This window comes from Fulvimarina manganoxydans, from assembly GCF_900176465.1.
GTDB classification, from domain to species: domain Bacteria; phylum Pseudomonadota; class Alphaproteobacteria; order Rhizobiales; family Rhizobiaceae; genus Fulvimarina; species Fulvimarina manganoxydans.
In genome coordinates, this window is the sequence record NZ_FWXR01000003.1 from 53,090 (window position 1) to 77,288 (window position 24,199).

Below are 24,199 nucleotides of genomic sequence, written 5' to 3' on the forward strand. Positions count from 1 at the left end.
GGTCGAGAGCGGAGACACGGGAAGCCGGGACGTTTTCAGGGCCCCTGCATCCGGCTCAATCGAGCCGGGCGCCTTCCGTTCAGCCCCCAGCTGGGTCCGGACGTTCGACGAGGCGGCACATAGACCATTCCCGCAGCTTTCGCAACCGCAATGGCTGAGGGTTCGGTTCGTCCCTCCGACATCGATCGGCACGGCGCTGATTCGGGACCTTGCCGGCGGACGCCGCGCTTGACACGGCCGGTTTTTGTGAAACATGCCCCGGCGAAAGGGCCGGTGAACGCAACGCCAAGACGCAAGGTCGTCGATCGACCTGCGTTCGATGCCGGGCGGTGAGGCAAGGATCAGGAGCGAAACGCATGACGACGGCACTCGTTTTTCCGGGGCAGGGCAGCCAGCAGGTCGGCATGGGACGCGCCCTCCTCGAGGCCTATCCGGCCGCCCGCGCGGTCTTCGAGGAGGTCGACGAGGCGCTTGGCGAAAAACTGTCCGCGATCATCTTCGACGGACCGGCCGAGACCCTGACGCTGACGGCCAACGCCCAACCGGCGCTGATGGCCGTCTCGCTCGCGGCGATGCGCGCGCTCGAGAGCGAGGGCTATGCTGTCGACAAGGCAGCTTTCGTCGCCGGTCATTCGCTGGGCGAATATTCGGCCCTCGCGGCAGCCGGGGCCTTGTCGGTCACCGAGACGGCGAAGCTCCTGCGCATTCGCGGCAGCGCGATGCAGGAGGCGGTGCCAGCCGGCAAGGGCGCAATGGCGGCCATTCTCGGATTAGAGAGCGATGCGGTCGCCGCCCTGTGCAAGGAAGCGGCGGCCGATGGGGTTTGCGAGCCGGCCAACGACAATGGCGGCGGGCAGATTGTGATTTCCGGCGAGAAGGGAGCGGTCGAAAAGGCGATGGCGCTCGCTTTGGAACGCGGGGCCAAGCGGGCCATTGCGCTGCCCGTCTCTGCGCCCTTCCATTGCAGTCTGATGCAGCCGGCCGCCGATCGGATGGGCGAGGCTCTGAGCGAAGCACGCATCGAAGCGCCGAGAATTCCGCTCGTCAGCAATGTGACGGCAACTTCCACCAGCGATCCCGAAGCCATCCGCACGCGCCTCGTGGATCAAGTGACAGGTCAGGTGCGCTGGCAGGAATCGATGGTCTTCTTGGCCAATGAGGGCGTGACACAACTGGTCGAGATCGGCGCCGGAAAAGTCCTGTCGGGTCTCGCTCGTAGGATCGATAAAAGGCTGTCGGCACGAGCGGTTGGAACGCCGGAAGATATTGCGGCCTTCTTGCAGGATGGCGCCTGAAGCGGCATCTAGCGCAAAAACGACGCGGCGAACGGCCACGGAAACGTGGCGAGAATTGCCCGACAAGTCGAGTTCGATGCCATGACGGCCGTCTCGACAAGGCCGAGAGGATGGAAGGAAGAGACATGTTCGAACTGACGGGTCGCAAGGCACTGGTGACCGGAGCGAGCGGTGGTATTGGCCGCGAGATCGCCGTCGCTCTGCATGCCGCCGGGGCGACGGTCGGTCTTCACGGCACGCGCCGCGACGCGCTGGACGCTCTTGCCGGAGAGCTCGGGGAGCGTGTCCATGTGCTTCCCGCAAATCTTGGCGATCGGGACGAGCAGAAGGCGCTGGCCGAGACGGCGGAAGAAACGCTGGGCGGCGTCGACATTCTCGTCAACAATGCCGGAATCACCAAGGACGGTCTCTTCGTACGCATGTCGGACGAGGACTGGGACAAGGTCATTGAGATCGATCTGACGGCGGCCTTCCGCCTGACTCGGGGCCTTACCCATCCGATGATGCGTCGCCGCTTCGGCCGCATCATCAACATCACCTCGGTCGTCGGCGTGACCGGCAATCCGGGACAGGCGAATTACTGCGCGGCCAAGGCCGGTATGATCGGCTTTTCGAAGTCTTTGGCGAGCGAGATCGCCTCGCGCGGCGTGACGGTCAACTGCATTGCTCCGGGCTTTATCACCAGCGCGATGACCGAGAAGCTGAACGACAAGCAGAAGGACGCGATCATGGGGGCGATTCCCATGAAGCGTATGGGCGAGGCGAAGGAGGTGGCGTCCGCCGCCGTCTATCTTGCCTCCAACGAGGCATCCTACATGACCGGCCAGACGCTGCATGTGAATGGCGGCATGGCGATGATCTGACGAGTTTCGGGCAGCTCCGCCAGCCGCTAGCCGCGCCATTTTGCGGCGTGATCTGAGCCGGCCCAGGCGACAGACTGCCCACCGAGGAGTGGCCGGCCAGAAAGGCCGGCGCTTGATAATCCCTTGTCGCACGTCTAACGAGGGCGACGACGGGTCAATCGCAATAGAGGACTGACAATGAGCGATACCGCTGAGCGCGTGAAGAAGATCGTCGTCGAGCATCTCGGCGTCGAGCAGGAGAAGGTGACGGAGAACGCCAGCTTCATCGACGATCTGGGCGCAGACAGCCTCGACACCGTCGAGCTGGTCATGGCCTTCGAAGAAGAATTCGGCGTCGAAATCCCCGACGACGCTGCCGAGACGATCCTGACGGTCGGCGACGCGGTGAACTTCATCGAGAAGAACAAAGCCGCCTAAGTCTGGTCTTCGGACCTGAGGTCGGCGGACGATTGAGCAGCGAATGAGACGTGTAGTCATCACTGGCGTCGGCATGGTTTCGCCCCTCGGGGCGAACACCGGCGTGACTTGGAAGCGCATTCTGAAGGGCGAGAGCGGCGCAGTCCGCGTCGAATCCTTCCAGGCCGACGATCTGGCCTGCAAGGTGGCCTGTCAGATTCCACGCGGCGACGGCGAAAACGGGACGTTCAATCCCGATTTGTGGATGGAGCCGAAGGAGCAGCGCAAGGTCGACGACTTCATCGTTTTTGCGATGGCCGCGGCCTCCGAAGCGCTCGACGACGCCGACTGGCACCCGGAAAGCTACGAGGATCAGATCACCACCGGTGTTCTGATCGGCTCCGGCATCGGCGGTCTTCAGGGGATCGAAAAGACCTCCCTGATTCTTGCCGAAAAGGGACCGCGCCGCGTCTCGCCTTTCTTCATTCCGGGCAGCTTGATCAATCTGGCTTCGGGCCAGGTGTCGATCCGTCATGGATTGAAGGGCCCCAACCATTCGGTGGTGACGGCCTGCTCGACGGGCGCCCACGCGATCGGCGACGCCTCGCGCCTCATCGGGCTCGGGGATGCCGACGTGATGGTGGCCGGCGGTGCCGAGTCGCCCGTCTGCCGCCTTTCAATGGCCGGGTTCGCCGCCTGCAAGGCACTGTCGACCCATTTCAACGACGATCCGACGCGCGCCTCCCGGCCTTACGACCGGGATCGCGACGGTTTTGTCATGGGCGAGGGCGCAGGCGTCGTCGTCCTTGAGGAATACGAACACGCTAAGGCCCGTGGCGCCCGCATTTATGCGGAAGTCATCGGCTATGGCCTGTCGGGCGACGCCTATCACATCACGGCGCCGGCCGAGGATGGTGATGGCGCCTATCGCTGTATGACGGCGGCGATGAAGCGTGCCGGGATCACCCCGCACGACATTGACTATGTCAACGCCCATGGCACCTCGACGCCGCTCGGCGACGAGATCGAGCTGCGCGCCATCGAGCGCCTGGTCGGCGATGCGGCGGACAAGATCACCATGTCCTCCACCAAATCCGCGGTGGGGCATCTGCTTGGCGCCGCCGGCGCCGTGGAGGCGATCTTCTCGGTTCTCGCCATTCGCGACAATGTCGCGCCGCCGACGATCAATCTCGACAATCCTTCGGTCGAGACGAAGATCGATCTCTGTGCCAAATCCAAGCGCGAGAAGCCGATCAATATCGCGCTCTCCAACTCCTTCGGTTTCGGCGGCACCAACGCGTCCCTCGTCTTCCGCCGCGTGACCGACTGATCTCAGTGCCGCGCCCTTTGTCGGCGCGGCGTCTCCGGCGTCGGTCTTTCGCCACATTGCCGTGGTCGTGGAAGCCCGAGAAGATCATCGTCTTGGGGGTCGATCGTTGAGCAAGGAATATCCGTCCGACACCGCGAATAACGGGGATCGCGAGCCAGGCGGACGTGGCGGCCGGGCCGGCAAGCCCAAACGGCGCTCGCGCGCCGCCCGTAGCCAGATCGTCATCTTCCTCAATCTCTGCCTGTCGCTCGCCTTTTTCGGCGTGCTGACGATCGGCGCCATTCTGTATTGGGGCAAGGGCGAGTTCGAGGAACCCGGTCCTTTGCGCCAGGAGGCGACTTACGTCGTTCCGCGCAGCACCTCATTGGGTGCGATCGCCGAGGGGCTGGAGCGCAACGGCATCATCTCCAATGGCGGCATCTTCAATTACGGCGTTCGCCTTGCGGGCGCTGCCGGCGATTTGAAGGCCGGAGAATTTCTCTTCCCGCCGGGCGTTTCCATGCGCGGCGTCATGGAAAAGCTGCGAAGCGGCAACTCGATCCAGCATTCCATTACGATTCCCGAAGGTTTGACGGTGCATCGCGCCTATGAGCGCATCGCGGAAGCCGACGTCCTTGCCGGACCGATGCCGGGCGAGGTGCCCGAGGGTATGCTTCGCGCCGAGACCTATCTTGTTCAGCGTGGAATGCAGCGATCCGCTCTCGTCGAGCGCATGCGCAAGGAACAGGAAGCGATGGTCCGGGAGATTTGGGAGGGCCGCGATGAGGACCTTCCGATCGAGGATATTGGCCAGTTCGTGACTCTCGCCTCGATCGTCGAGCGGGAAACCGGCATCGCGTCCGAGCGCCCCCATGTGGCTTCGGTCTTCGTCAACCGGCTGCGCAAGGGCATGAGGCTTCAGTCCGATCCGACGTTCCTCTATGGCGTCTATGGCGGCGCCGGAAAGCCGAGCGGCGCGCCGGTGACTCAGTCGGACATCGACAGCGACACGCCCTATAACACCTATCGCATCAAGGGTCTGCCTCCAGGACCGATCGCCATCCCGGGCCGTGCGGCACTCGAAGCCGTTGCCCATCCGCTCGATACGGACGATCTCTATTTCGTGGCGGATGGAACCGGGGGGCACGTCTTTTCCAAGACGTTGGACGAGCACAATCGCAACGTTCAGAAATATCGCCAGATCGAACGCGAGCGGCGGGCCCAGGCGCAAGAATAGCGAGGTCCGGCTGCGTTCGGCGCGGGCGCGGTGCGCGTTTGTTCCGATTGACCAGGGACATCGTTTTGCTGGCTTGATGGAAGAGAGGACCGGTCTTTGGCCTTGAGGAGCATGACGGGATTTGCCCGGCAGGAAGCGGTCGCGCAATCCGTCTCGCTCGTCTGGGAGTTGAAGAGCGTCAACGGGCGTGGGCTTGATCTTCGGCTTCGCATGCCGCCCGGCTTCGAGGGGCTCGAAAACGGATTGCGAGCCAAAGCCTCGGCCCGCCTCTCACGCGGTAACGTGCATGGGGTTCTCTCTGTGGGGGCGGGAACCGGAGCCAGCCAACGGGTGGTCGACGAAGAACGGCTGGCCCAGATCCTTGCGATCACCGATCGCCTCGTCGCTGAAGGGCGCGCGCGGCTTCCAACGGCCGATGGCCTGCTTCAGCTGAAAGGCGTGCTCGATTTCGGCGATCGCGACGACAGCGTTCGGCCCAACGAAGCCGTTCTGGCGGCTGCCGACGACGCCTTTGCCGCAGCGCTCGAAGGACTTGTTGCCTCTCGCGAGAGCGAGGGCCGCGCGCTCGAAACCCATCTGTCGGGACGGCTCGAGCGCATCGAGGCGTTGATCGAGGCTGCCCGGCAGGACGATGCCCGCCGCCCGGAGGTGATCCGCGCCCGGATCGCCGAACAGGTCGCCCGTCTCCATGGGGAGTCGTTCGACGAGGCGCGGCTTCATCAAGAGGCGGCGATCATCGCGGTCCGGGCTGATATCGGCGAGGAGATCGACAGGCTTGCCAGTCATGCGAGCGCAATCCGCGACCTTCTGGCAACGGACGAGGCCGTAGGTCGCCGTCTCGACTTTCTGACGCAGGAAATGAATCGCGAATCGAACACGATCTGTTCCAAATCCAACGCGGTCTCCCTGTCGGCCATCGGCCTGGAGCTGAAGGTGGTGGTGGACCAGTTTCGTGAACAAGTTCAGAATGTGGAATGACGATCGTGGCGAATAGGGAACCGGGTGCGGAGATCGAACGGCGCGGATTGATGCTGGTGATCTCCTCACCATCCGGCGCAGGCAAATCGACCATCGCCCGAACGCTTCTGGAATCCGATCAGGGCTTCGCCCTTTCGGTTAGCGTGACGACGCGCAAGCGCCGGGCGAGCGAGATTGATGGCGTCCATTATCGCTTCATCGATCGCGACGAGTTCGAGCGGCTGCGCGACAGCGGCGCGCTGCTCGAATGGGCCGAGGTCCATGGCAATTTCTACGGGACGCCGCGAGCCCCGGCCGAGCGCGCCATGCGCAACGGCCAGGACATGCTCTTCGACATCGACTATCAGGGCGCCCTGCAGCTGCAGGAACAGGCCGGCGGCGACGTCGTCTCGATCTTCATCCTGCCCCCCTCCATGCGCGAATTGAAGGCGCGGCTTCTGCGCCGGGCGGAGGATTCGGGCGAGACGATCGCGATCCGCCTCGCCAATGCCCGGATCGAGATCGAACGATGGCGCGACTACGACTATGTCATCGTCAACGAAGATCTGAACACGGCTTTCGAAGCGGTGCGTTCGGTAATCGCGGCCGAGCGCCTGCGCCGTGAGCGCCGGCCTGGCCTCTTCGACTTCACGACGAAGTTGTTGGAAGAGAGCTTCGACTGAGAATGGCTGCTGGTCTTAGGGCCGCAGCGCTCAGATCGCGTTTGCCAGCTTTAAGAATTCCTCGATCGACAAGGTCTCGGCGCGCCTTTGCGGATCGATGCCGACGCTTTCGAGGAGCGCCGCTCCACCGAGGCTCTTGAGGCTCTGGCGCAGCATTTTGCGGCGTTGGCCGAAGGCACTCGCCGTCACCCGCTCCAATGCGTCGAGTGGTGCCGGCGCTGGTTCGGGGCGGGGCGTCAGATGGACGATCGCCGAGGTCACCTTGGGCGGCGGGGTGAACGCCTCGCGTGGAACCTCGAAAGCGATCCGCGCCTTCGTGCGCCATCCGGCGAGAACGGCAAGGCGCCCATAATGGTTGGTGCCGGGCGCCGCAACGATCCGCTCGGCCACCTCCTTTTGAAACATCAGTGTCAGGCTTTCCCAGCGCGGCGGCCAAGCGGGCACGGCGAGCCAGTCGAGAAGCAGCTGGGTTCCGACATTATAGGGAAGGTTTGAGACGATCTTCAGTGGCCGGTCATCGGCGACCGCCGAGAGATCGAGGCCGAGAGCGTCGAGTTGTCGGATATCGAGGCGGCCGGGATAGCGCTCCGCGATCTCATCGAGCGCCGGCACGCAGCGCGGGTCCTTTTCGACCGCGACGACACGGGCAGCCCCTTCCGACAGGAGGGCGCGCGTCAACCCACCGGGGCCGGGTCCGACTTCGAGCACAGTGCATTCGTCGAGGGGCTTCGCCTGACGCGCGATCTTGGCTGTGAGGTTGAGATCGAAGAGGAAATTCTGGCCGAGCCGCTTTTGCGGGGCGAGGTCATGGGTGGCAATCACCTCGCGTAGCGGCGGCAGATCGTCGATGGTGCTCACGAAGGTCTCGTCTTCATCGAGATATCGCTGCGCCTCGCCATGTCGGCTGCCGTCTCGATCGCGGCCAGGAAACTGTCGGGTCGCGCAACGCCTTTTGCTGCGATGTCCGAAGCCGTGCCGTGATCGGGCGAGGTGCGGATGATCGGCAAGCCGAGCGTCACATTCACCGTCTCGTCGAAGGCAAGCGTCTTCGCCGGAATCAAGGCCTGATCGTGATACATGCAGATGGCGACATCATAGGTTTTTCGCGCCCGCGCATTGAACATCGTGTCGGCGGGAAGTGGGCCGAAGGCCTCGATACCGGCAAGGCGCAGGCGTTCGATGGCGGGGCGAATCACGCGCTCGTCTTCGAGGCCGATGGCGCCGCGCTCGCCCGCATGTGGGTTGAGGCCGGCAAGGGCAAGGCGCGGGGATTCGATCGCAAAGCGCTCCCGCAGATCACGAGCGACGATCTGGCAGGTTTCTTCGATGAGCTCGGCGGTGAGTGCCTCCGGCACATCGGCGAGCGGAATGTGGATAGTAACGGGTACGCATGAGAGCTCGGGCCCGGCAAGCAGCATCACGGGCGTGAAGGGTTGGCCCAAGCGCTTGGCGCAAAGATCGGCCAGATATTCCGTATGTCCGGGATGGCGGAAGCCGACATCGTAGAGCGCCTTCTTGTCGATCGGCGCTGTGACGACGGCGCTCGCATGCCCGTCCAGGCAGAAACCGACTGCTCGGTCGATTGCCTCGATCGTGCCTGGTCCATTCGCCGGATCGATCTTGCCCGGTGTGTCGCCATGGTGATTGACCAGCGGGAGCACGGGAAGCTGCCCGGTCGCAACGGACATGGCGTCTTCAGGCTTTGCGATGACGACGACATCACAGCCGAGACCGAGCCGGCGCGCGCGGCTCTCCAGCATCCCGGGATCGGCGATGACGAAATGCGGCGGCAACGCATCCGCGCCCACCGCCTGAAGCGAGAGAATGAGGTCTGGCCCGATCCCCGATGGCTCGCCCACCGTGATGGCGAGCGGGGCGTGGAGCGAACGCGCAGACGCTTGCGTGTCGAGGCCGGTCACTTGCGGATGATCTGCGCCTCTTTGCGCAGGTCGGCCAGCACTTTGGCGTCGGGACCCTTTTCGCTGTCGTTCAGCGCCTCGAGATCGCGGGCCTGGAAGACCATGGCCGCCGCCTTGTCGTCGGAGATTTTGCGCGCCTGGCAGACGGCGATGAATTCAACGCCGCGCTCGGTCTCCTTGGCAGGGGTGGTGCGACCGGGCGAGGTCTGCATGACCGCGTCCTTCCACAGGCCAGGCAGCTCAGGCTGAGCGACACGGCCGAGATCGCGCACCGTCACGTCGCGCAAGCCGCCGGCGATCTGATAGGTCGAATCGCAGGACTGGAAGCGGGCGCGCATCGCCTCCGCCTCGCGCTTGCGATTGCCAAGCAGCGCGCCGCGCTGGCCATCTGGAATGACGAAAATTACCTGCTGCAGGGTATATTCCGTGGTCGTCGGCTTTTTGCCGCCCTGAGCCAACATGCGCTGGACGACGTCCTGCTCGCTCAGTCGCTCGGTGGCGCGGACGCGCTTTTGGACCGCCTGACCCCAGCCCATCTGGACGCGAATATAGTCCTTGAAGCCGTCAGGTGAGAAACCGGCGCGGCTCAGGACCTGCGCGAGCTGCGCTTCGGTGAGCTTGTTGCCTTTGGCGAAGTTCGCATAGGCCGCGTTCACCGCGTCGTCCGGGATGGATACACGCTGGCGCCGCATCTCCTGCTTCTTCAGAGCCTCGTCGATGAGCTCGTCGGTTGCCTTTTGCGTGGTGTTTCCGCCGACACGGCGCAACTTCAGAAAGGCCGCGCGTTGGCGGATCTGATAGGTGGTGATCGGCTCACCATTGACGACGACGGCGATAGAAGAGGCGGCAGCGGCGCGTTCCGGCATGACCATCGTGGAGCCAAGCGTCGTCAGGCCGAGAATGGCGACCAGAACGCCGCGCGTCATCAAGGTGGTCATCCGTGCCATCGTCACTCCATCCCCCCGCATTGCGGTCCCGGCTCGATCCAATCCGTTCGTGCCGCGCCGTCTTGCTCGAAATCTTCAAGCCGCCCGATAGCCCACGGTTTTGGCAAAACCGTGATGGTCGAAGCAGAGCCCTTCGCGCCTGCCTATACGATGGCGAAAGCCCGCCTGCCAGCCTCTTCACGCGAGAAAGGCGCTTCCATCGTCGCCAGAAGGTCCGCCCAAGGGAGCGGACCTCATGCGGAGCGGCGCGGATCAGAAGCCGCTGACGTCGATCGACTGATTGAAGTCGGAGATCGTGCGCAGGCCAATCTTGAACATCACCGTCTGGGACGAGGCATCGAGCGAATAGCGATCGGTCTCTTCCCGATAGCCGACGAGCAGACTGAAGCACTCATCGGCATAGCGGATGCCGTAGCTCTGCTCGATCAGCGCGCTGTTGTCGATGTCGTAGGAGACGGCGGCAAGAGCCGACCAGTTGCGGGCGAAGTTCAGGGAACCCGTCCCTGTCACCTGGCTGCGGTCCTCATTCGATCCGTAGAGCGGCTGAGCAGCGATGTTGGAATAGCCGATCGAGGCCGATCCGCGTTCGAAATTGTAGGTTCCGAACAAGTCCTTGCGCCGAAGCTCGAAGGTCTTTTCGTCATATCGGCCTTGGGTGCCCAAGGTGACGCCGAAGGGCGTCGTCAGGGACAGGGAGGCGACGTAGTCGGAGCGATCGGTCTCCAGGCCGGAATCATAACCGACGAAGGACAAATCGCGACCTGCGAAGGAGTTGACGCCGCCCAGATGATAGGATTGGCCGACGAGCGCGTCGATCACCCAGCCGCCGCCGAAGTCGCCGGCATAACGCACGCCCACATTGGCGCGGCTGCCGCCCTCGATCCGGTCGTAACCGGAGAATTTGTCGAGCGAGAAGAGATTGCTCGCATTGAAGACCAGTGTCGAGGCGTCCTCATTCGGCAGAAGGCCGATTCGCTGCTCGTCAGGCCGCGCGATGAACTGGGCGATCGGCTCGATGATGTGGGAGGCCGAGGCGGTCTCGATCAGATAGGGATAGCGCGCTTCGAGAGCGGCGGTCACCATGCCGCGCGTTCCGTCCTCGTCGATATCCACGCCGCCGCCGAATGCCCGGAAATCCGACGCCTGCATGTCCGCCGTATAGATGTCGCCGCGCGCGGCGAGCGTCGGCGACAGCACCAGCCCGACCGGCGTGTACCATGTGTCGCGCCAGGACAGGCGACCCGTCGCGCGGCTATAGTCCCCGTCGAGTGCCCGGTAGCGGTAGAAGGTCTCGTTGCCGAAGACCTGTGCGAGCGAATCCTCCTTGTCGCGCGTCAGCGAAGCGACGTTCAGATCGAGCTTCACCTCGCCGCCGAACAGGCCTTCCTGCTCGATGCGCTCGTAATCGAAAGTCGGGCGGACGAAGGGCTGCTGGTCATCGAGCAGCGGATCGGTCGACTGATAGTCGAATTGCTGGGCGCGCAGGTCAAAATAGCTCTGGTCGCCGAGACCGGTCAGATAGATCTCCGAAGTATGGATCTTCTGATTGAAGCCTTCGATCTCGTAGGTCCGAGCGAAATTGTCGTCGCTCTGGAAAAGCCATTCCCAACCAAAGGTCCAGCGATCGGACAGGGCGAACTGGCCCTTGGTCCCGATCATTCCCCGATCGGTATTGGCATAGTCCGGAGACAGGACGCGCGCGCCGTTGCGCACGAAATTGTCGTCCTCGAATTCGAAGCGGTCGTTCTGGCTGATGCCGGCGGCCTGAAGCGTGATGATGCCGTTTTCGAAGGCCTGCCGATACTCGACTTCCCCAAGAAAGCCCTGCTTGGTGTAATAGGTGCCCGCGACGGTGAAGTCTTTGTCGTCGGACAGCGCGACGAAATAGGGAACACGTACGCCGTAACCGAGCTCGCTCGAGGAGTGAAAGCTCGGTGCAAGGAAACCGGATTTGCGCTTCACCGTGGGGTCCGGTGAGACAAAATAGGGTAGGTAGGCGATCGGCGCGCCGAAGAATTCGAACTGGGCGCCGTAATAGCGGATTTCCTTGGCTTCCTGGTCCCAGACGATCTTGCGCGCTTTCACCTGCCAGAGCGGGGCACGATCCGGGTTCTCGCGACACGCCTCGCAAGCTGTGTAGACGCCGCGCTCGAAGGTCGTGACGGTGCCGTTCTCGCGCGTTGCGGCCGCGGCGGCGAAACGGGTGTTGTCCGGCGTCTCGATTCGCAAGGCCTGAACGAAGCCGTCGCGGAAATCGTCGGTCAGATCGAGCTGATCGGCATAGATGCGATTGCCGTCGGGCTGTTGCAGTTCGACATCGCCACGAGCGATCAGGCGCCGCGTCTGCTGGTCGTAGACGAGTTCGCGGGCGACCACCTTGTAGCTGCCATAGTCGATCTGGACGCCTCCGGTCGCGGTGACGACGCTGCGGTCGCTGTCATAGGTGACCGTGTCGGCTTCCAGAAAGAGCTGGGCGTCGCTCGGCACGCCCGTTGCACCGGCCGCGTCCAGCGGCACCTGCGCAAAGGCAGATCCCGTCGGCGCGCAGATCAGCACGCTGAGCACGGCAAGCGCCGTCCCGGCCCATAGGCCCGTTTTCAGTGGCGGAACGACCTTCCCCATCGGCCGCATTCCGCTCCCCCTCGTACTCGTCACTCTAACCGTCCTCCTGGTGGAGCAGGATCGTCACCCCGAACAGGCCGGCCGCAATGACCGGAAACCAGGCCGCGACGACGGGCGGAACGATGTCGTTGCTGCCCAAGGCTTTGGCCAGAAACGTCACCACGTAAAGAACGAAGCCGGCGATGATGCCGCCGGCGATCGTCCTGCTGGACTGGCCGGTTCGCGAGAACCGGGTCGCCACGGTCGCTGCGAGCAGCGTCATGGCGATGAACAGAGCCGGCCGGGCCAAGAGCGTATGATACTGCATGGAGAATGCCATGGAGTTAAAGCCCAAGCTCGCCGCGATCTGGATCTTTGAAGACAAATCCCAGATCGAGATCGTTTCCGGATCCGCCAGTCTCTGTTCGATATACTCGGGTCTGAGCCCTGTCGGGAGCCTGTATTCGACGACATCTCGCGGAGTGTAACCTATTCGCGTCACTCTCGGCCGGTTCAAAACCCATGCGCCATCGGTCAATTCGGCCCTCGGCGCGTCGAGCCGCTCGCTCACTTCCCCGTCATCGTCGAGGATGAAGGCGGTCACCTGGCTCAGAATTCGGCCGCCATCGGAGACCATCTGCGCGCCGATGATCGACGAGACTCCGTCGGCCTTCTGGCGCAGCCAAGGGGTTTGGAGAGGCTGGTTGGAGGAGGTGAGACCCCGCGCGTCCGATTCGATTTGGGCTGCCACGCCCTTGGCCGCTGCCGAGAGCGGATTGTAGGCGAAGGTCGCCACCAGACCGAGGATGAACGAACCGAAGAGAAACGGCACGAGGAGTTGCCAGATCGACACGCCTGCCGCCTGCGCGACGACGAGTTCGAGTCGCCGATTGAGGGACAGAAGCGTGAAGATCGACGAGAACAGGACGATGAAGGGGAAGGCCTGTTCCATGAAGGCCGGTACCCGAAGCGCGGAAAAGGCCAGAAGTGCGGTGAAGCTCGCATCCTCCAGGATACCGCGGCGGCTCATCTCGATGAGATCGATGAGGAAGATCAGCACGAAGATCGCCAGGAGCGTCGAGACGAAATTCACGATGTAGAGTTTGAAAAAGTAGCGGTTGAGGGTCCAGCGTTTCACTTGCCCGATCCTCCCGTCGCCGTTTTCAACCTGCGTCCCTGCAGGCGCTCAAGGAGCTTGGCGAACCGAATCGGAAGGTCGCCGATCACTTGGAAGATCCGAAGCTGGCTCGGATCAATGCCTCGAACGATGAGGATCGCGTCGAACAGCGCTGCGCTCAAAGGCAGGGCAAAGACCACCAGCACGAAGAGCCGATTGTCGTTCACGAGGCTGAGGGCGAGGAAGCCGAGCGCCTTGAGCACCACCGCGCCAGCGATGCCAAGCGTCATCGCCAGATTTGTCGCCTTTCGATTGGTTTGCGGCTGTCCGGCCACCGCAACCGCCCAGAGCGCGAAGGCGATGCAGAAGAGCCAGGACGAGAATCGGTCGGTGAGCTCTTCGTCATAGCGACCGGGATTTCGCTGAAAATCGGAATTGTCGAGATTGGGCTGCAACAGCGCCCATGTCGACATTTCCGAACTTCGAATCCAATCGCGACCGCCGGACGGTTTCAGATCGGACAGATCGAAAGCATAGGTCTGGAACTCGATGATGGAGACCGCGCTGTTGGCGCGATTCTTTCTGTGGAGCTGCCCGTCGAACAGCATCAGAACCTGCTGGCCGTCCTGGGTCTCGACGATGCTCGCTTCTCGGGCGAAATAGGTGAGATCCAGGTTCGGGTCGCGCGTATCGTGAATGAAGAGACTCTTGACCGTCGACCCTTGCGTCTCGCCGACCGAGATCACCAGATCGTTGCGAACGCGCTCGAAGCGCCCCGGTTGAAGGAAGAGCGTAATCGTATCGGCATTGATCGAGCGAATGCCGTTCTGAAATGCGCTCGATGCCATCGGGCCGATTCCATGGGCGACGAACAGCATAAACAGGCCGCCGAGAAAGCCTAGGAGCAGGATCGGCCGCGTGATCATCGCATTGGAGGCGCCGGCGGCTGCCATTGCGGACCGCTCCGAATCGGCGTTGAGCGCATTCAGCGCCTGGACCGAGCCGATCAGGATCGCGAAGGGCACCACGCCCGCCGCCAGATCCGGCAGGAGCATCAGGGCGATCCAGAAGATATTGCCGGCAGCCGACGCGCTCGTCTTTACGATGTCGATCCGCGACAGCGCCTGAACGATCCAGACGATCAGCACCAGGGAGACGAGAGATCCCGCCGAAGCCGTGAAGGCTCTCCGGAAGATGTAGCGTTCGATAAGCGTCATGCGGACCCAAGACGAAATGGCGAACGTCCTCCTCTCCCCCAGAGGCGTTCAAATTGCGGCGCTCGGCCCGAAAGCCGCGCAGCCACAGAGGTATGATCGAGTTTCGCCCTTCTTGGCTAACGCTCCCTCAAGCAAGATGATGAACCGTCTCTAAACCGATGTCTCCTTTGGTGCAAAGGCTTCTGACGGTCCCTAGATCGCAAGGGTGTGTTCACATCGCCGCCGCCTTGTTTCCGTGCGCGGCTTCACCATGATAGGCACCAAAGACAGGCGCTTCGGCGCGACGATCCATATGACGAAAGACAGGACGACCATGGGAAGCCTTCCGACAATCCGTTTCGAGAGCTTGCGTGAGACCGGCGAGGGCGTGCTCGTCGTGCCGGCGGGGAAGGATGCGAAGGTCGCGGACGCCCATTCCGGCCTGTCCGCTCTGATCGGCAGGGCGGCGGGGACTGCCAAGTTCAAGGGCAAGGCGCTTTCGACGCTGGATCTCATCGCTCCGGCGGAGACGGGTCTCGATCGCCTTCTCATAATCGGCACCCATTCCGATGATTCGCCGCAGGAAGAGGATTGGCTGAAGCTCGGCGGCACGATCGCGGCCAAGACCAAAGGCAGTGAAGCGGTGACGATTTCGACCGCCATGCCCGGCGAGCGTCAGGCCGAGCCGAGCGAACTCGCCGCGCTCGCGGCAGGTCTACGCCTGCGCGCTTACGAGTTCGATCGCTACAAGACGAAAAAGGGCTCCGACGAGGAAGACAGCGAGAAGGCGGCAGCCTCGGCGACCACCTATACGATCCTGGTCACCGATCCGTCCGCGATGGATGCGGCGCTCAAGCGCGAACTCGCCATTACCGACGGCACCATGCTCGCCAGAGACCTCGTCAACGAGCCGGCCAACGTGCTCGGGCCGGTCGAATTCGCCGAGCGTATCGCCGGTCTCACCAAGGTCGGGGTCGAAGTTGAGATCCTGGGTGAAGACGAGCTTCGCGATCTCAAGATGAACGCGCTTCTCGGCGTTGCGCAAGGGTCTCCGCGCCCGCCGCGCCTTGCCATCATGCGCTGGAACGGCGGAGCAGACAGCGAAGCGCCGATCGCCTTCATTGGCAAGGGCGTCGTCTTCGACACCGGCGGCATCTCCATAAAGCCCGCCGCTTCGATGGACGAGATGAAGGGCGATATGGGCGGGGCGGCGGCCGTCACCGGCCTGATGCATGCGCTTGCGGCGCGTTCGGCCAAGGTGAACGTCGTCGGTATCGTGGGCCTCGTCGAGAATTCCGTCGACGGCAATGCCCAGCGCCCCGGCGACATCGTCACCGCCATGTCCGGCACGACGATCGAGGTGCTCAACACCGATGCGGAAGGCCGCCTCGTTCTGGCCGACGCGCTCTGGTATTGCCAGGACCGCTTCAAGCCGAAATTCATGATCAATCTCGCGACCCTCACCGGCGCGATCATCGTGGCGCTCGGCAATCATCATGCCGGCCTCTTCTCGAACAATGACGAACTGGCCGACCGCTTGATGGCCGCCGGCAAGACGTCCGGCGAAAAGGTGTGGCGCCTGCCGCTCGCGCCCGAATATGACAAGATGATCGAAGGCAAGTTCGCCGACATCAAGAATATCGGCGGCGGTCGCGCGGCCGGCTCGATCACGGCGGCGCAGTTCTTGAAGCGCTTCGTCAACGACGTGCCCTGGGCCCATCTCGACATCGCCGGCACGGCGATGGGGTCTCCCTCCAACGCCTACAACCAGTCCTGGGCCTCGGGCTTCGGCGTGCGTCTTCTCGAACGCCTCGTCGCCGACCACTACGAGACGCGCTGAGGCGGGAAAGGGGCTCCGTGGCGGAGGTCCTGTTCTATCATTTGACCGAGAGCCGGCTCGAGGAGGCGCTGCCCGACCTCCTCGAACGCTCGCTGGCGCGCGGCTGGCGCGTCGTCGTCCAATGCGTCAGCGAGGAGCGGCGCGACGCGCTGGACCATCACCTCTGGACGTTTCGGGACGACAGCTTCCTGCCGCATGGCACCGACGGGCAGGCCTCTCCCGAACATCAGCCGATCCTGATCACGACCAGCGCGGATGAGGCGGCCAACAAACCTGATGTTCGCTTCATGGTGGAGGGCGCGACGCCCGGCGATCTGAGCGCTTATGTGCGCGCCATTTATATGTTCGACGGTCATGACAGCGAGCAAACCGACCACGCCCGCTCTCGCTGGCGCGTTGAGCAGGCGGCCGGCCATCAATTGACCTATTGGCAGCAGAGCGAAGACCGCAAATGGGTGAAGAAGCGCTAGGAAACTGTGGGATGCGAGGCGGCCAAACTCATACCGCCGGACGAATGAATTGACCCGCTGGGTCAATCCACGCCCGGCAAGGGGCTCAAACGCCGCTCAGGCTGCCAGCGGACATTCGAAAGCGATGCTTTCATATGTCCGCTGGTATCAGCCCGCAACGCCTTCCATCGCGGCCTCGTGCTCTTCCGACAGCGCGAGCCATTCCTCTTCCACCGAAGCCAGCGTGCGCTCGGCGTCGGCCTTCTCCTTGCCGAGCTTGGCGACGGCCTGCGGATCCTTCTGGTAGATCGCCGGATCGGCGAGGCGTGATTCGACCTCGGCGATCGTCTTTTGCAGACGCGAGATCTGAATCTCCAACTGGCTGATCTTCTTCTTCAGAGGCTTCAGCTGGTCGCGCCGCTCCGCGGCGAGCTTGCGCTGCTCTGCCTTGGTCGGACCGGCCACCACCGGCGCCTGGGCCGGCTCGTCCGTGTCCGCCTCGCCGGTCGACGATGAGCGTGCCTTGGCCAGAACCAGCCGCTTATAGTCGGTCAAATCGCCGTCGAAGCGCTTCACTGTGCCTTGTTCGACCAGCCAGAGCCGATCGACCGTTGCCTCGACAATATGCCGGTCGTGGCTGATCAGGATGACGGCGCCCGGATAGTCGTTGAGGGCGTGGATCAGGCTGTCGCGCGCCTCGATATCGAGATGGTTGGTCGGCTCGTCGAGAATGAGGAGATGGGGCGCGTCGATCGTCGCGAGCCCCATCAGAAGCCGCGCCTTCTCACCGCCCGAAAGTTTTTCGGCCGCCGTGTCCATCTTTTCGGTCGCAAGGCCCATCTGGGCAACGCGGGCGCGGACCTTGGCTTCTGGGGCCTCCGGCATCTCTCGGCGCACATGTTCGACGGCGCTCTCGGCCGGCCTCAGATCGTCGATCTGATGCTGGGCAAAGAACCCGACCTTGAGGCCTGGCGCCTTGGTGATCGAGCCATCGCCCGCGCTCAGACGCTCTGCGAGAAGCTTGGCGAAGGTCGACTTGCCGTTGCCGTTCTGGCCCAGAAGGGCGATGCGGTCGTCGGTGTCGATGCGCAGGTCGAGGCCGGACAGGATCGGCTTGCCGGGCTCGTAGCCGACGGAAACGCTCTGCATGGCGATGATCGGAGAGGCCGGCTGCTTCTCCGGTTCCGGAAAGACGATCGGCGTCACGCTGTCTTCGACGATCGCCTGTAAGGGGCCGAGCCGCTCCAGCGCCTTCAGCCGCGACTGAGCCTGGCGTGCCTTGGAGGCTTTCGCCCGGAAGCGGGCGACGAAGGCCTCCATATGCTTGCGCTTGTCTTCCTGCTTGGCCCGCTGCTTCTGCAGGAGTTCGATTTTCTCGGCCCGTTGGCGCGCGAAGGAATCGAAGTCGCCGCGATAGAAGGTCAGCTTCTTCTGTTCCAGATGAACGATCGAGGTGACGGCGTTGTTGAGGACGTCCCGATCGTGGCTGATGACGATGACCGTATAGGGGTAGCGCGCGACGAAATTTTCCAGCCAGAGCGTGCCTTCGAGATCGAGATAGTTGGTCGGCTCGTCGAGAAGCAGAAGGTCCGGCTGGGAGAAGAGGACGGCGGCGAGCGCGACGCGCATGCGCCAGCCGCCCGAAAAGGACGAAGCCGGACGGCGCTGCGCGGCGGCATCGAAGCCGAGGCCGGAGAGGATCGCGCCAGCACGCGCTTCGGCCGAATGGGCATCGATATCGGCAAGCCGCGTGTGGATTTCGGCGATGCGATTGGGGTCCGTCGCGGTTTCGGCCTCGGCCATCAGCGCGGTGCGCTCCGCGTCGCCTGCGAGCACGATGTCGATCAGCGAGTCCTCGGTGCCTGGGGCCTCCTGGGCGACCTGACCGATCCGCGTGTTTTTCGGGATCTGGACCGAGCCGCTTTCGGGCGCGAGATCGCCGGTGATGACGCGGAACAGGGTCGACTTGCCGGCGCCATTGCGCCCGACGAGCCCGGCCTTCGTGCCGGCGGGCAAAGTCAGGCTGGCATGGTCGATGAGCAGGCGTCCGGCGATGCGGGCGGACAGGTCGGTGATCTGGAGCATGGACGCCTTTTGACATGGCGCAGGGCGCGAAGAAAGCTTATTTCAATCGGGAATAGATCAGGAGAGTTCTGATGGCGACACTCGAGATCGACGACGCCCTGCTCGAGGAAGCGACGACGCTTCTAAGGGCAAAAAACCCAAAGATGCTGATCGAAGAGGAACTTCGCGCCTCCGTACGCAGACGCAAAGCTCAACTGGAGCTTCTCGATCTCGGCGGGACGGTTGAATGGGAGGGTGATCTCGACGCCATGCGGCGAGACAAGTGATTCTGATCGACACCTCTGCCTGGATCGATCATCTGAATGGGCGCGCTACGCCGCAAATGGCCCTCGTCAGACAGGTGCTGGCAGACGAGGATATCGTGATCGGCGATGTCGTTCTTGTGGAACTGCTTCAGGGCGTGCGCGAGGATCGAGAGGCGGAGCGAATTCGAGCGTTGGTCCGGCAGCATCGAATGGAGGTCCTAGGCGGACCTCGAATCGCCGAACTCGCCGCCGCCAATTACCGCACCCTGCGCAGGCGCGGGCTCACCATTCGCGGGACGATCGATGTCGTCATCGCCACTTGGTGCATCGTCGACAGGGTCCCGATCATCCATCACGACAAGGATATGGGCGTGAGGGAGCGGGACCTTGGTCTTCTGGTCTATCGGCCGGAGGCGTGACGTCAAAGGGCCAGCACCGTCGCATTGCCATAGGCCGGCGTGATAGACACGGGGACTGCCTCAGCGCCTTGCGCCGGCGCTTCCGAAATAAGGACCAGACCCCTATGGCCATCAAGCTCTACGAACTCTGCGGACGCGATCCGGGACAGCTGTTTTCGCCCCATTGCTGGAAGGTTCGGCTCGCGCTCCGCCACAAGGGTCTCGATTTCGAAACCGTGCCGGTGCCGTTCACCAAGATTCCCGACGTGGAAGGCGGCGCCTCCAAGACGATTCCGGTCATTCGCGACGGTGACAAGGTCGTCGCCGATTCCTTCAAGATCGCCGAATATCTCGACGAGACCTATCCGAGCGCGCCGACGCTCTTTGGCGGGGAGGGCGGGCGCCAGCTCTCGCGCTTCGTCGAGAGCTGGTCCCAGCGGGTGATCCATCCGGCGCTCGCCAAGATGCTGATCCTCGATATCCACGACATCCTGAGCGACACTGATCAGGCCTATTTCCGCCAAAGCCGCGAAAAGGCGATCGGCAAGCCGCTGGAAACCATCGTCGAGGGACGGGAGGCCCATGTCGAAGCCTTTCTGAAATCGCTGGAGCCATTGCGCGGGCTCCTCGGCTCTCGCTCCTTCATCGGCGGCGAGACCCCGCTCTTTGCCGATTTCATCGTCTTTGGGCCATTCCAATGGGCACGTGTCGCCTCCGCCTTTTCGATCCTGCCCAAGGCCGACCCAGTCGCCGAATGGTTCGAGCGCTGCCTCGATCTTTACGAGGCCGAGGGGCGGAAGGTGCCGGCGGCCGCCTGACAACGGTCAATCCTCGCGGCGAAAGGCAAGCGCAGAGCCCGGCGGTGCTTGTCGCTGCGCCGCATCATCGTTATAGGGGCGCCAAATTCCCGTTCTCACACGAATTAAGGATTTGGACGATGGCGATCGAACGCACCTTCTCGATGATCAAGCCGGACGCGACCCGGCGCAACCTGACCGGCGCCATCATCAAGATGCTGGAAGAGGGCGGCCTGACCGTCGTCGCTTCCAAGCGCGTCTGGATGAGCCGCCGCGAGGCCGAAGGCTTCTACGCGGTCCACAAGGAGCGTCCCTTCTTCGGCGAGCTCGTCGACTTCATGTCGTCCGGCCCGACGGTCGTCCAGGTTCTCCAGGGCGAGAACGCGATCGCCCGCAACCGCGAGATCATGGGCGCCACCAACCCGGCCAACGCCGCCGAAGGCACGATCCGCAAGGAGCATGCCCTGTCGATCGGCGAGAATTCGGTCCACGGCTCCGACGCCCCCGAAACAGCCGCCGAGGAAATCGCCTACTGGTTCTCCGAGACCGAAATCGTCGGCTGAGGCTGGCGAGGGGCGTTTTAGGCGCCTTTCGGATGGACGTCTTACGAAAACGCCCGCCGGTCGCATGACCGGCGGGCGTTTTCATTTTCAATTTGCTGGTGAATCAGTCGAAAGCCTTGCGCACGGCGTCCTTGGCCTCACCGACTTTATCCTGCACTTTGCCCTTGTTCTTCTGGGCTGCGCCTTCTGCTTCGACGCGTTCATTTCCGGTGACCTTGCCGATTGCCTCCTTCACCGACCCGACAATCTCGTCCTTCTTTCCTTCCATGCGATTCTTGTCCATTTTCATCTCCTAAGCTTGATCGAGCAGCGCCCCGAGGAGATGGGCTTACTTGCTCGCATGCTTTCAAAGATATGATCTGAACAGTCTTCGCGTAGGTTTGTTTGCATCAGGCACACAGATGCCAATCGTTCTTTTTGCATCTTTCGCGCGGCAAGCCTCGTCTCATCGAGTGCTGCGGGTGAGGGCGAGCCTATCGCCTTTTCGCTCCTCGCTGGCGTTCTGGGTCCGGACCGTCAATTCCTCGCTCGCGAGCCCAGACGATAGCTTCGCTGCGTCGATGCACATCGATCTTGCCGTAGATCCGGGCGACGTGATTGCGGATCGTGCTTTTGGCGAGACAGAGCCGATCGGCGATTTCCGCGTCGGCGAGCCCCAGAGATACGTAACTCAGAACCTCGCGTTCCTTGGCTGTAAGATCCGACAGACCGGCCTTCGTCTTTCCGTCCGGCTGCGGAGAACGCATATTGGCGAGCTTGTCCATCACGTTCCGGCTGAACCACTTCGTGTCGCTCATCACGGCCTCGATGGCGTTGACGAGTTCAGTCTCGGACGTCTTTCGCCGCGTTATATCCTGGAAGACGTCGAGCACGCAGGTCTCGCCACCGATCACCACGGTCTCGGCGGATACGAGACAGTCGTGGATCGTACCATCCTTCGATTTGAGCTTTGCTTCGTAGCCGCGAAAGCCGCCCGTCTCGACGAGTTCCTTCTCCAATTTGCGGCGCGTTTCGGATGTATCCCAGAGTTCGATCTCGGCGGGACTGCGCCCGATGACTTCCTCCACGGACCAACCGGTATCCTTCAAGAACGCGTCATTAACATCGAGAATGCGAAAGCCGTCCAGCGTCGTGATCTTCATCGGCACCGGGGCAAGACGAAACGTCTTGGCGAACTTCTCCTCGCTGTTTCGAATAGCGCTCTCAGCCTTTCGGCGCGGTTCGAGATCGGCAAATGTGAAGAGCATGCATTTTTCATCGCCGATCTCGATCGGCTGGCCGGCTACGATGACGAGTTTCGACTCGCCTTCGGGCAATTGCAGGCAGGCCTCCATCTGGGGGACCGTCGCCCAATCGGCGAGGCGCTGCTTACCGAGATCGCGCTTCTCGGCCGCCTCCATCACATCGAGGTCGTAGACCGAACGGCCGATGATGTTCTCGCGCGAATAGCCGGTCATATCGAGAAACCCTTGGTTTGCTCGAATGTAGCGCAGGTCGGAAATGCGGCAGATCAGGGCGGGAGCGGGATTCGCATTGAAGGCTCGTTCGAAGCGATCAACCGCTTGGATTTCGTCCGTCGCATCGGTGATGACGAGGACGAGGCAGTCCGGTGCATCTTCCGCATCGGTCAGGACGAGGCTGCGGACCCTGTGGACCCATTCCGGTTCGTCGACGCCTGCTCGCGAGACTTCCACGATGACATCGGCGAAGATTTCGCCCGCAACGACCCGGTCGGCCGGGTAAGCGCCGTCGACGACAGTATGGTTGTTGCGGTAGCGAAGCCGGAAGCGGTCGCGGTATCCATCGACGGTCTTTCCGAGGTCGTCGACGGATGAGACACCATGCATCAGAAGCGCAGCCTCGTTTGCCCAGCTAATCGTCTGATCGGGGTCAATGAGAATGACACCCTCGTCGAGACCTGCGATGATCTGCTGCAATTGGCGGCGTTCCACGGCCGCCCCGACGCTGATCGCGTCCATGACTTCGTGTTCCTTCGTAGCATTTGTATAGTGAGGGCTGAAATCCGGCCGGCCCAACTCCCTTGGTCGGCTATGGAAATGGGGGCCTTCGACCCTTGGGCCAGAAACGAGGCTCGGCGATCTGGTAGCCAGACCGCCGAGCCAAGACGACACGCTATTTGAAGCGAAGTTTTAGTAGCCGCGTGCGCTGTAGCGAACCGGAACGGCGCCGCTGCGACCGCCAAGGAAGCCGGCTCCGGCGCCGAGCACGAGGCCTAGAGCGGCCAGCAAAGAGCCCGTCGAGATGACGGACGCCGTGGCTTCGGCTGCCTCGGTCGCGGTCTGTTTCGCGGACTGGACGGCGTCCTGGTACTGCTGCTCCATCTGGGTCACCTGTTGGCGTGCCTGATCGACAGGGATGCCACGCGCTTCCGCAAGAGCCTGTGCGGCCTGATTGCGTGCCTGCTCCGCGCCGTCTTCGCCCGCCGTTACGACGGATCGAATGGCATCCACCGCCCTTGCCTGAAGCGCTTCAGGATCGGTGCCGGTGGAGCGGACCTGTTCGCGGATCGCATCGAGCGGATTGGCATTGGCGAGGGCAGGGGCCGCCGACTGGATGGCACTCTGGCCAAGGTTGCCGACAGCGGATGTGACGCCGCCGATGGCTCCGCCGACGAGCGAGCCCACGGTCGTCGTCAGGAGATAAAGAACGAGCAACGTCGTAAAGGCCCAGGTCGTCAAGCCATGCAAGCCCGCAGCCAGTCGGTCGGCGCGGCCGGACATGCGCGCAGCGATGTAGCCACCAGCAAAGGCGGAGATCAGCGCGGATGCGACCGTCCATACGGCCGCGCCGATCGAAAAGCCCGTGGCGGACGGGTTACTTGAAGCAGATCCGGTCGGATCAATTGCCGCGATGCCGATCCCGGCACCCAGAAGCGTCAAGATCACCTGTGTCACAAGCGCGATCGTCACGCCGGCGAAGATCGCACCCCATGACACCTTGTTCAAAAGCGTTGCCTGCATTCCGGCATCGGAGGCTGCCGCTCGGGCTGGGCTGTTGACGATGAGCGTATCGGACGTCGTCATTTCCATTTACTCCTTCATACTCAGGGGTTCCGTCACATCGGAACGTCCTGACCAAAGATGGAATGACATTCAGGCCTACACAGAAGCGCCTGCATCAGTTGGATTGATGCGGATGGTTCTTTTTTAGGCAGCCACGGACAATCGATCCGCCTTGGCGAAATGAGGGCTCGTTCTGGCTTAAGAGTCCGTCCCGGCGCCACGAACATCGGTTGACAGAACGACGCATGTCCAGGATCAGCCACGGCCATGGCGGGGCAG

At 62.8% G+C, this 24,199-nt stretch carries 23 protein-coding genes; 13 read left to right on the forward strand and 10 right to left on the reverse strand.

Features of this window, described 5'->3' with window-relative positions; all coding sequences use genetic code 11:
* Positions 1-356: 356 nt before the first annotated feature.
* The 7 genes from fabD to gmk all read left to right on the forward strand — a co-directional run bounded on the left by fabD (position 357) and on the right by gmk (position 6,740).
* Entirely contained in the window at positions 357-1,295 is a 939-nt protein-coding gene (fabD, locus tag B9A15_RS04720) for an ACP S-malonyltransferase (protein WP_084408893.1), read from the forward strand.
* A gap of 125 nt (positions 1,296-1,420) precedes the next feature.
* Positions 1,421-2,158 carry a 3-oxoacyl-[acyl-carrier-protein] reductase gene (gene fabG / locus B9A15_RS04725; protein ID WP_084408894.1) on the forward strand — a complete coding sequence of 246 codons (738 nt, stop codon included), beginning with the start codon at positions 1,421-1,423 and terminating at the stop codon, positions 2,156-2,158.
* A 177-nt stretch (positions 2,159-2,335) separates the two neighbouring features.
* The gene (locus B9A15_RS04730) at positions 2,336-2,575 is read left to right on the forward strand and encodes an acyl carrier protein (protein ID WP_084408895.1); all 240 of its coding nucleotides are present in this window, start codon (positions 2,336-2,338) and stop codon (positions 2,573-2,575) included.
* A gap of 43 nt (positions 2,576-2,618) precedes the next feature.
* On the forward strand, positions 2,619-3,884 hold the full coding sequence (gene fabF, locus B9A15_RS04735) for a beta-ketoacyl-ACP synthase II (protein ID WP_084408896.1): 1,266 nt from the start codon (positions 2,619-2,621) through the stop codon (positions 3,882-3,884).
* 106 nt (positions 3,885-3,990) lie between these two features.
* The gene (gene mltG, locus B9A15_RS04740; protein WP_084408897.1) at positions 3,991-5,100 is read left to right on the forward strand and encodes an endolytic transglycosylase MltG; all 1,110 of its coding nucleotides are present in this window, start codon (positions 3,991-3,993) and stop codon (positions 5,098-5,100) included.
* 96 nt (positions 5,101-5,196) lie between these two features.
* On the forward strand, positions 5,197-6,078 hold the full coding sequence (locus B9A15_RS04745) for a YicC/YloC family endoribonuclease (RefSeq protein WP_084408898.1): 882 nt from the start codon (positions 5,197-5,199) through the stop codon (positions 6,076-6,078).
* Entirely contained in the window at positions 6,075-6,740 is a 666-nt protein-coding gene (gene gmk / locus B9A15_RS04750) for a guanylate kinase (protein WP_084408899.1), read from the forward strand. Before B9A15_RS04745 ends, gmk begins: the two co-directional genes overlap by 4 nt.
* A gap of 30 nt (positions 6,741-6,770) precedes the next feature.
* On the opposite strand, the gene rsmA is transcribed toward gmk, so the two are convergent.
* The 6 genes from rsmA to B9A15_RS04780 all read right to left on the reverse strand — a co-directional run bounded on the left by rsmA (position 6,771) and on the right by B9A15_RS04780 (position 14,541).
* A complete protein-coding gene (gene rsmA / locus B9A15_RS04755) occupies positions 6,771-7,598 on the reverse strand; it encodes a 16S rRNA (adenine(1518)-N(6)/adenine(1519)-N(6))-dimethyltransferase RsmA (protein ID WP_084408900.1) in 828 nt (275 codons plus the stop codon).
* Complete coding sequence (gene pdxA / locus B9A15_RS04760) at positions 7,595-8,659, reverse strand: 4-hydroxythreonine-4-phosphate dehydrogenase PdxA (protein WP_084408901.1); 1,065 nt, start codon at positions 8,657-8,659, stop codon at positions 7,595-7,597. The genes rsmA and pdxA overlap by 4 nt, the downstream gene beginning before the upstream one ends.
* Complete coding sequence (locus tag B9A15_RS04765; RefSeq protein ID WP_244556797.1) at positions 8,656-9,606, reverse strand: SurA N-terminal domain-containing protein; 951 nt, start codon at positions 9,604-9,606, stop codon at positions 8,656-8,658. The genes pdxA and B9A15_RS04765 overlap by 4 nt, the downstream gene beginning before the upstream one ends.
* Before the next feature lie 252 nt (positions 9,607-9,858).
* Entirely contained in the window at positions 9,859-12,261 is a 2,403-nt protein-coding gene (locus B9A15_RS04770) for an LPS-assembly protein LptD (protein ID WP_244556798.1), read from the reverse strand.
* 1 nt (position 12,262) lies between these two features.
* Positions 12,263-13,345 (reverse strand): LPS export ABC transporter permease LptG, encoded by a 1,083-nt coding sequence (lptG, locus tag B9A15_RS04775; protein WP_084408902.1) that lies wholly within the window; start codon positions 13,343-13,345, stop codon positions 12,263-12,265.
* Positions 13,342-14,541, reverse strand: a complete 1,200-nt coding sequence (locus B9A15_RS04780; protein WP_084408903.1) for an LptF/LptG family permease — start codon at positions 14,539-14,541, stop codon at positions 13,342-13,344. Before B9A15_RS04780 ends, lptG begins: the two co-directional genes overlap by 4 nt.
* Before the next feature lie 313 nt (positions 14,542-14,854).
* Between B9A15_RS04780 and B9A15_RS04785 the strand changes: the two genes are divergently transcribed.
* Together B9A15_RS04785 and B9A15_RS04790 are read left to right on the forward strand one after the other, a co-directional pair.
* Positions 14,855-16,360: a leucyl aminopeptidase gene (locus tag B9A15_RS04785; protein WP_084408904.1), complete on the forward strand. Its 1,506-nt coding sequence runs from the start codon at positions 14,855-14,857 to the stop codon at positions 16,358-16,360.
* Positions 16,361-16,377: 17 nt separating this feature from the next.
* Positions 16,378-16,830 (forward strand): DNA polymerase III subunit chi, encoded by a 453-nt coding sequence (locus B9A15_RS04790; protein ID WP_084408905.1) that lies wholly within the window; start codon positions 16,378-16,380, stop codon positions 16,828-16,830.
* A 147-nt stretch (positions 16,831-16,977) separates the two neighbouring features.
* On the opposite strand, the gene B9A15_RS04795 is transcribed toward B9A15_RS04790, so the two are convergent.
* Entirely contained in the window at positions 16,978-18,894 is a 1,917-nt protein-coding gene (locus B9A15_RS04795) for an ABC-F family ATP-binding cassette domain-containing protein (RefSeq protein ID WP_084408906.1), read from the reverse strand.
* Positions 18,895-18,965: 71 nt separating this feature from the next.
* Between B9A15_RS04795 and B9A15_RS04800 the strand changes: the two genes are divergently transcribed.
* The 4 genes from B9A15_RS04800 to ndk all read left to right on the forward strand — a co-directional run bounded on the left by B9A15_RS04800 (position 18,966) and on the right by ndk (position 20,897).
* Complete coding sequence (locus tag B9A15_RS04800) at positions 18,966-19,160, forward strand: type II toxin-antitoxin system VapB family antitoxin (protein WP_084408907.1); 195 nt, start codon at positions 18,966-18,968, stop codon at positions 19,158-19,160.
* Positions 19,157-19,558 carry a type II toxin-antitoxin system VapC family toxin gene (vapC, locus tag B9A15_RS04805; protein ID WP_084408908.1) on the forward strand — a complete coding sequence of 134 codons (402 nt, stop codon included), beginning with the start codon at positions 19,157-19,159 and terminating at the stop codon, positions 19,556-19,558. The genes B9A15_RS04800 and vapC overlap by 4 nt, the downstream gene beginning before the upstream one ends.
* A 104-nt stretch (positions 19,559-19,662) precedes the next feature.
* Positions 19,663-20,355, forward strand: coding sequence for a glutathione S-transferase family protein (locus B9A15_RS04810; RefSeq protein WP_084408909.1), 693 nt, complete (start codon positions 19,663-19,665; stop codon positions 20,353-20,355).
* Positions 20,356-20,474: 119 nt separating this feature from the next.
* Complete coding sequence (gene ndk / locus B9A15_RS04815) at positions 20,475-20,897, forward strand: nucleoside-diphosphate kinase (protein WP_084408910.1); 423 nt, start codon at positions 20,475-20,477, stop codon at positions 20,895-20,897.
* 103 nt (positions 20,898-21,000) lie between these two features.
* Here the strand turns inward: ndk and B9A15_RS04820 are convergent, their stop codons facing one another.
* From B9A15_RS04820 to B9A15_RS04830, 3 genes are all read right to left on the reverse strand, one after another.
* Positions 21,001-21,180: a CsbD family protein gene (locus tag B9A15_RS04820; protein WP_084409123.1), complete on the reverse strand. Its 180-nt coding sequence runs from the start codon at positions 21,178-21,180 to the stop codon at positions 21,001-21,003.
* Positions 21,181-21,370: 190 nt separating this feature from the next.
* Positions 21,371-22,876 carry a helix-turn-helix transcriptional regulator gene (locus B9A15_RS04825; protein ID WP_084408911.1) on the reverse strand — a complete coding sequence of 502 codons (1,506 nt, stop codon included), beginning with the start codon at positions 22,874-22,876 and terminating at the stop codon, positions 21,371-21,373.
* A 171-nt stretch (positions 22,877-23,047) separates the two neighbouring features.
* Positions 23,048-23,878, reverse strand: coding sequence for a flagellar export protein FliJ (locus tag B9A15_RS04830; protein ID WP_425292948.1), 831 nt, complete (start codon positions 23,876-23,878; stop codon positions 23,048-23,050).
* Positions 23,879-24,199: the final 321 nt, after the last annotated feature.

Bases quoted from the DNA above. Each gene is read 5' to 3' on its own strand.
- B9A15_RS04825 (WP_084408911.1), bottom strand. From the start codon at position 22,876: ATGGACGCGATCAGCGTCGGGGCGGCCGTGGAACGCCGCCAATTGCAG.
- B9A15_RS04810 (WP_084408909.1), top strand. From the start codon at position 19,663: ATGGCCATCAAGCTCTACGAACTCTGCGGACGCGATCCGGGACAGCTG.
- fabG (WP_084408894.1), top strand. From the start codon at position 1,421: ATGTTCGAACTGACGGGTCGCAAGGCACTGGTGACCGGAGCGAGCGGT.
- B9A15_RS04820 (WP_084409123.1), bottom strand. From the start codon at position 21,180: ATGGACAAGAATCGCATGGAAGGAAAGAAGGACGAGATTGTCGGGTCG.
- B9A15_RS04830 (WP_425292948.1), bottom strand. From the start codon at position 23,878: ATGCAGGCAACGCTTTTGAACAAGGTGTCATGGGGTGCGATCTTCGCC.
- gmk (WP_084408899.1), top strand. From the start codon at position 6,075: ATGACGATCGTGGCGAATAGGGAACCGGGTGCGGAGATCGAACGGCGC.
- fabD (WP_084408893.1), top strand. From the start codon at position 357: ATGACGACGGCACTCGTTTTTCCGGGGCAGGGCAGCCAGCAGGTCGGC.
- B9A15_RS04800 (WP_084408907.1), top strand. From the start codon at position 18,966: ATGGCGACACTCGAGATCGACGACGCCCTGCTCGAGGAAGCGACGACG.
- B9A15_RS04780 (WP_084408903.1), bottom strand. From the start codon at position 14,541: ATGACGCTTATCGAACGCTACATCTTCCGGAGAGCCTTCACGGCTTCG.
- B9A15_RS04795 (WP_084408906.1), bottom strand. From the start codon at position 18,894: ATGCTCCAGATCACCGACCTGTCCGCCCGCATCGCCGGACGCCTGCTC.
- ndk (WP_084408910.1), top strand. From the start codon at position 20,475: ATGGCGATCGAACGCACCTTCTCGATGATCAAGCCGGACGCGACCCGG.
- B9A15_RS04785 (WP_084408904.1), top strand. From the start codon at position 14,855: ATGGGAAGCCTTCCGACAATCCGTTTCGAGAGCTTGCGTGAGACCGGC.
- B9A15_RS04765 (WP_244556797.1), bottom strand. From the start codon at position 9,606: ATGGCACGGATGACCACCTTGATGACGCGCGGCGTTCTGGTCGCCATT.
- B9A15_RS04730 (WP_084408895.1), top strand. From the start codon at position 2,336: ATGAGCGATACCGCTGAGCGCGTGAAGAAGATCGTCGTCGAGCATCTC.
- fabF (WP_084408896.1), top strand. From the start codon at position 2,619: ATGAGACGTGTAGTCATCACTGGCGTCGGCATGGTTTCGCCCCTCGGG.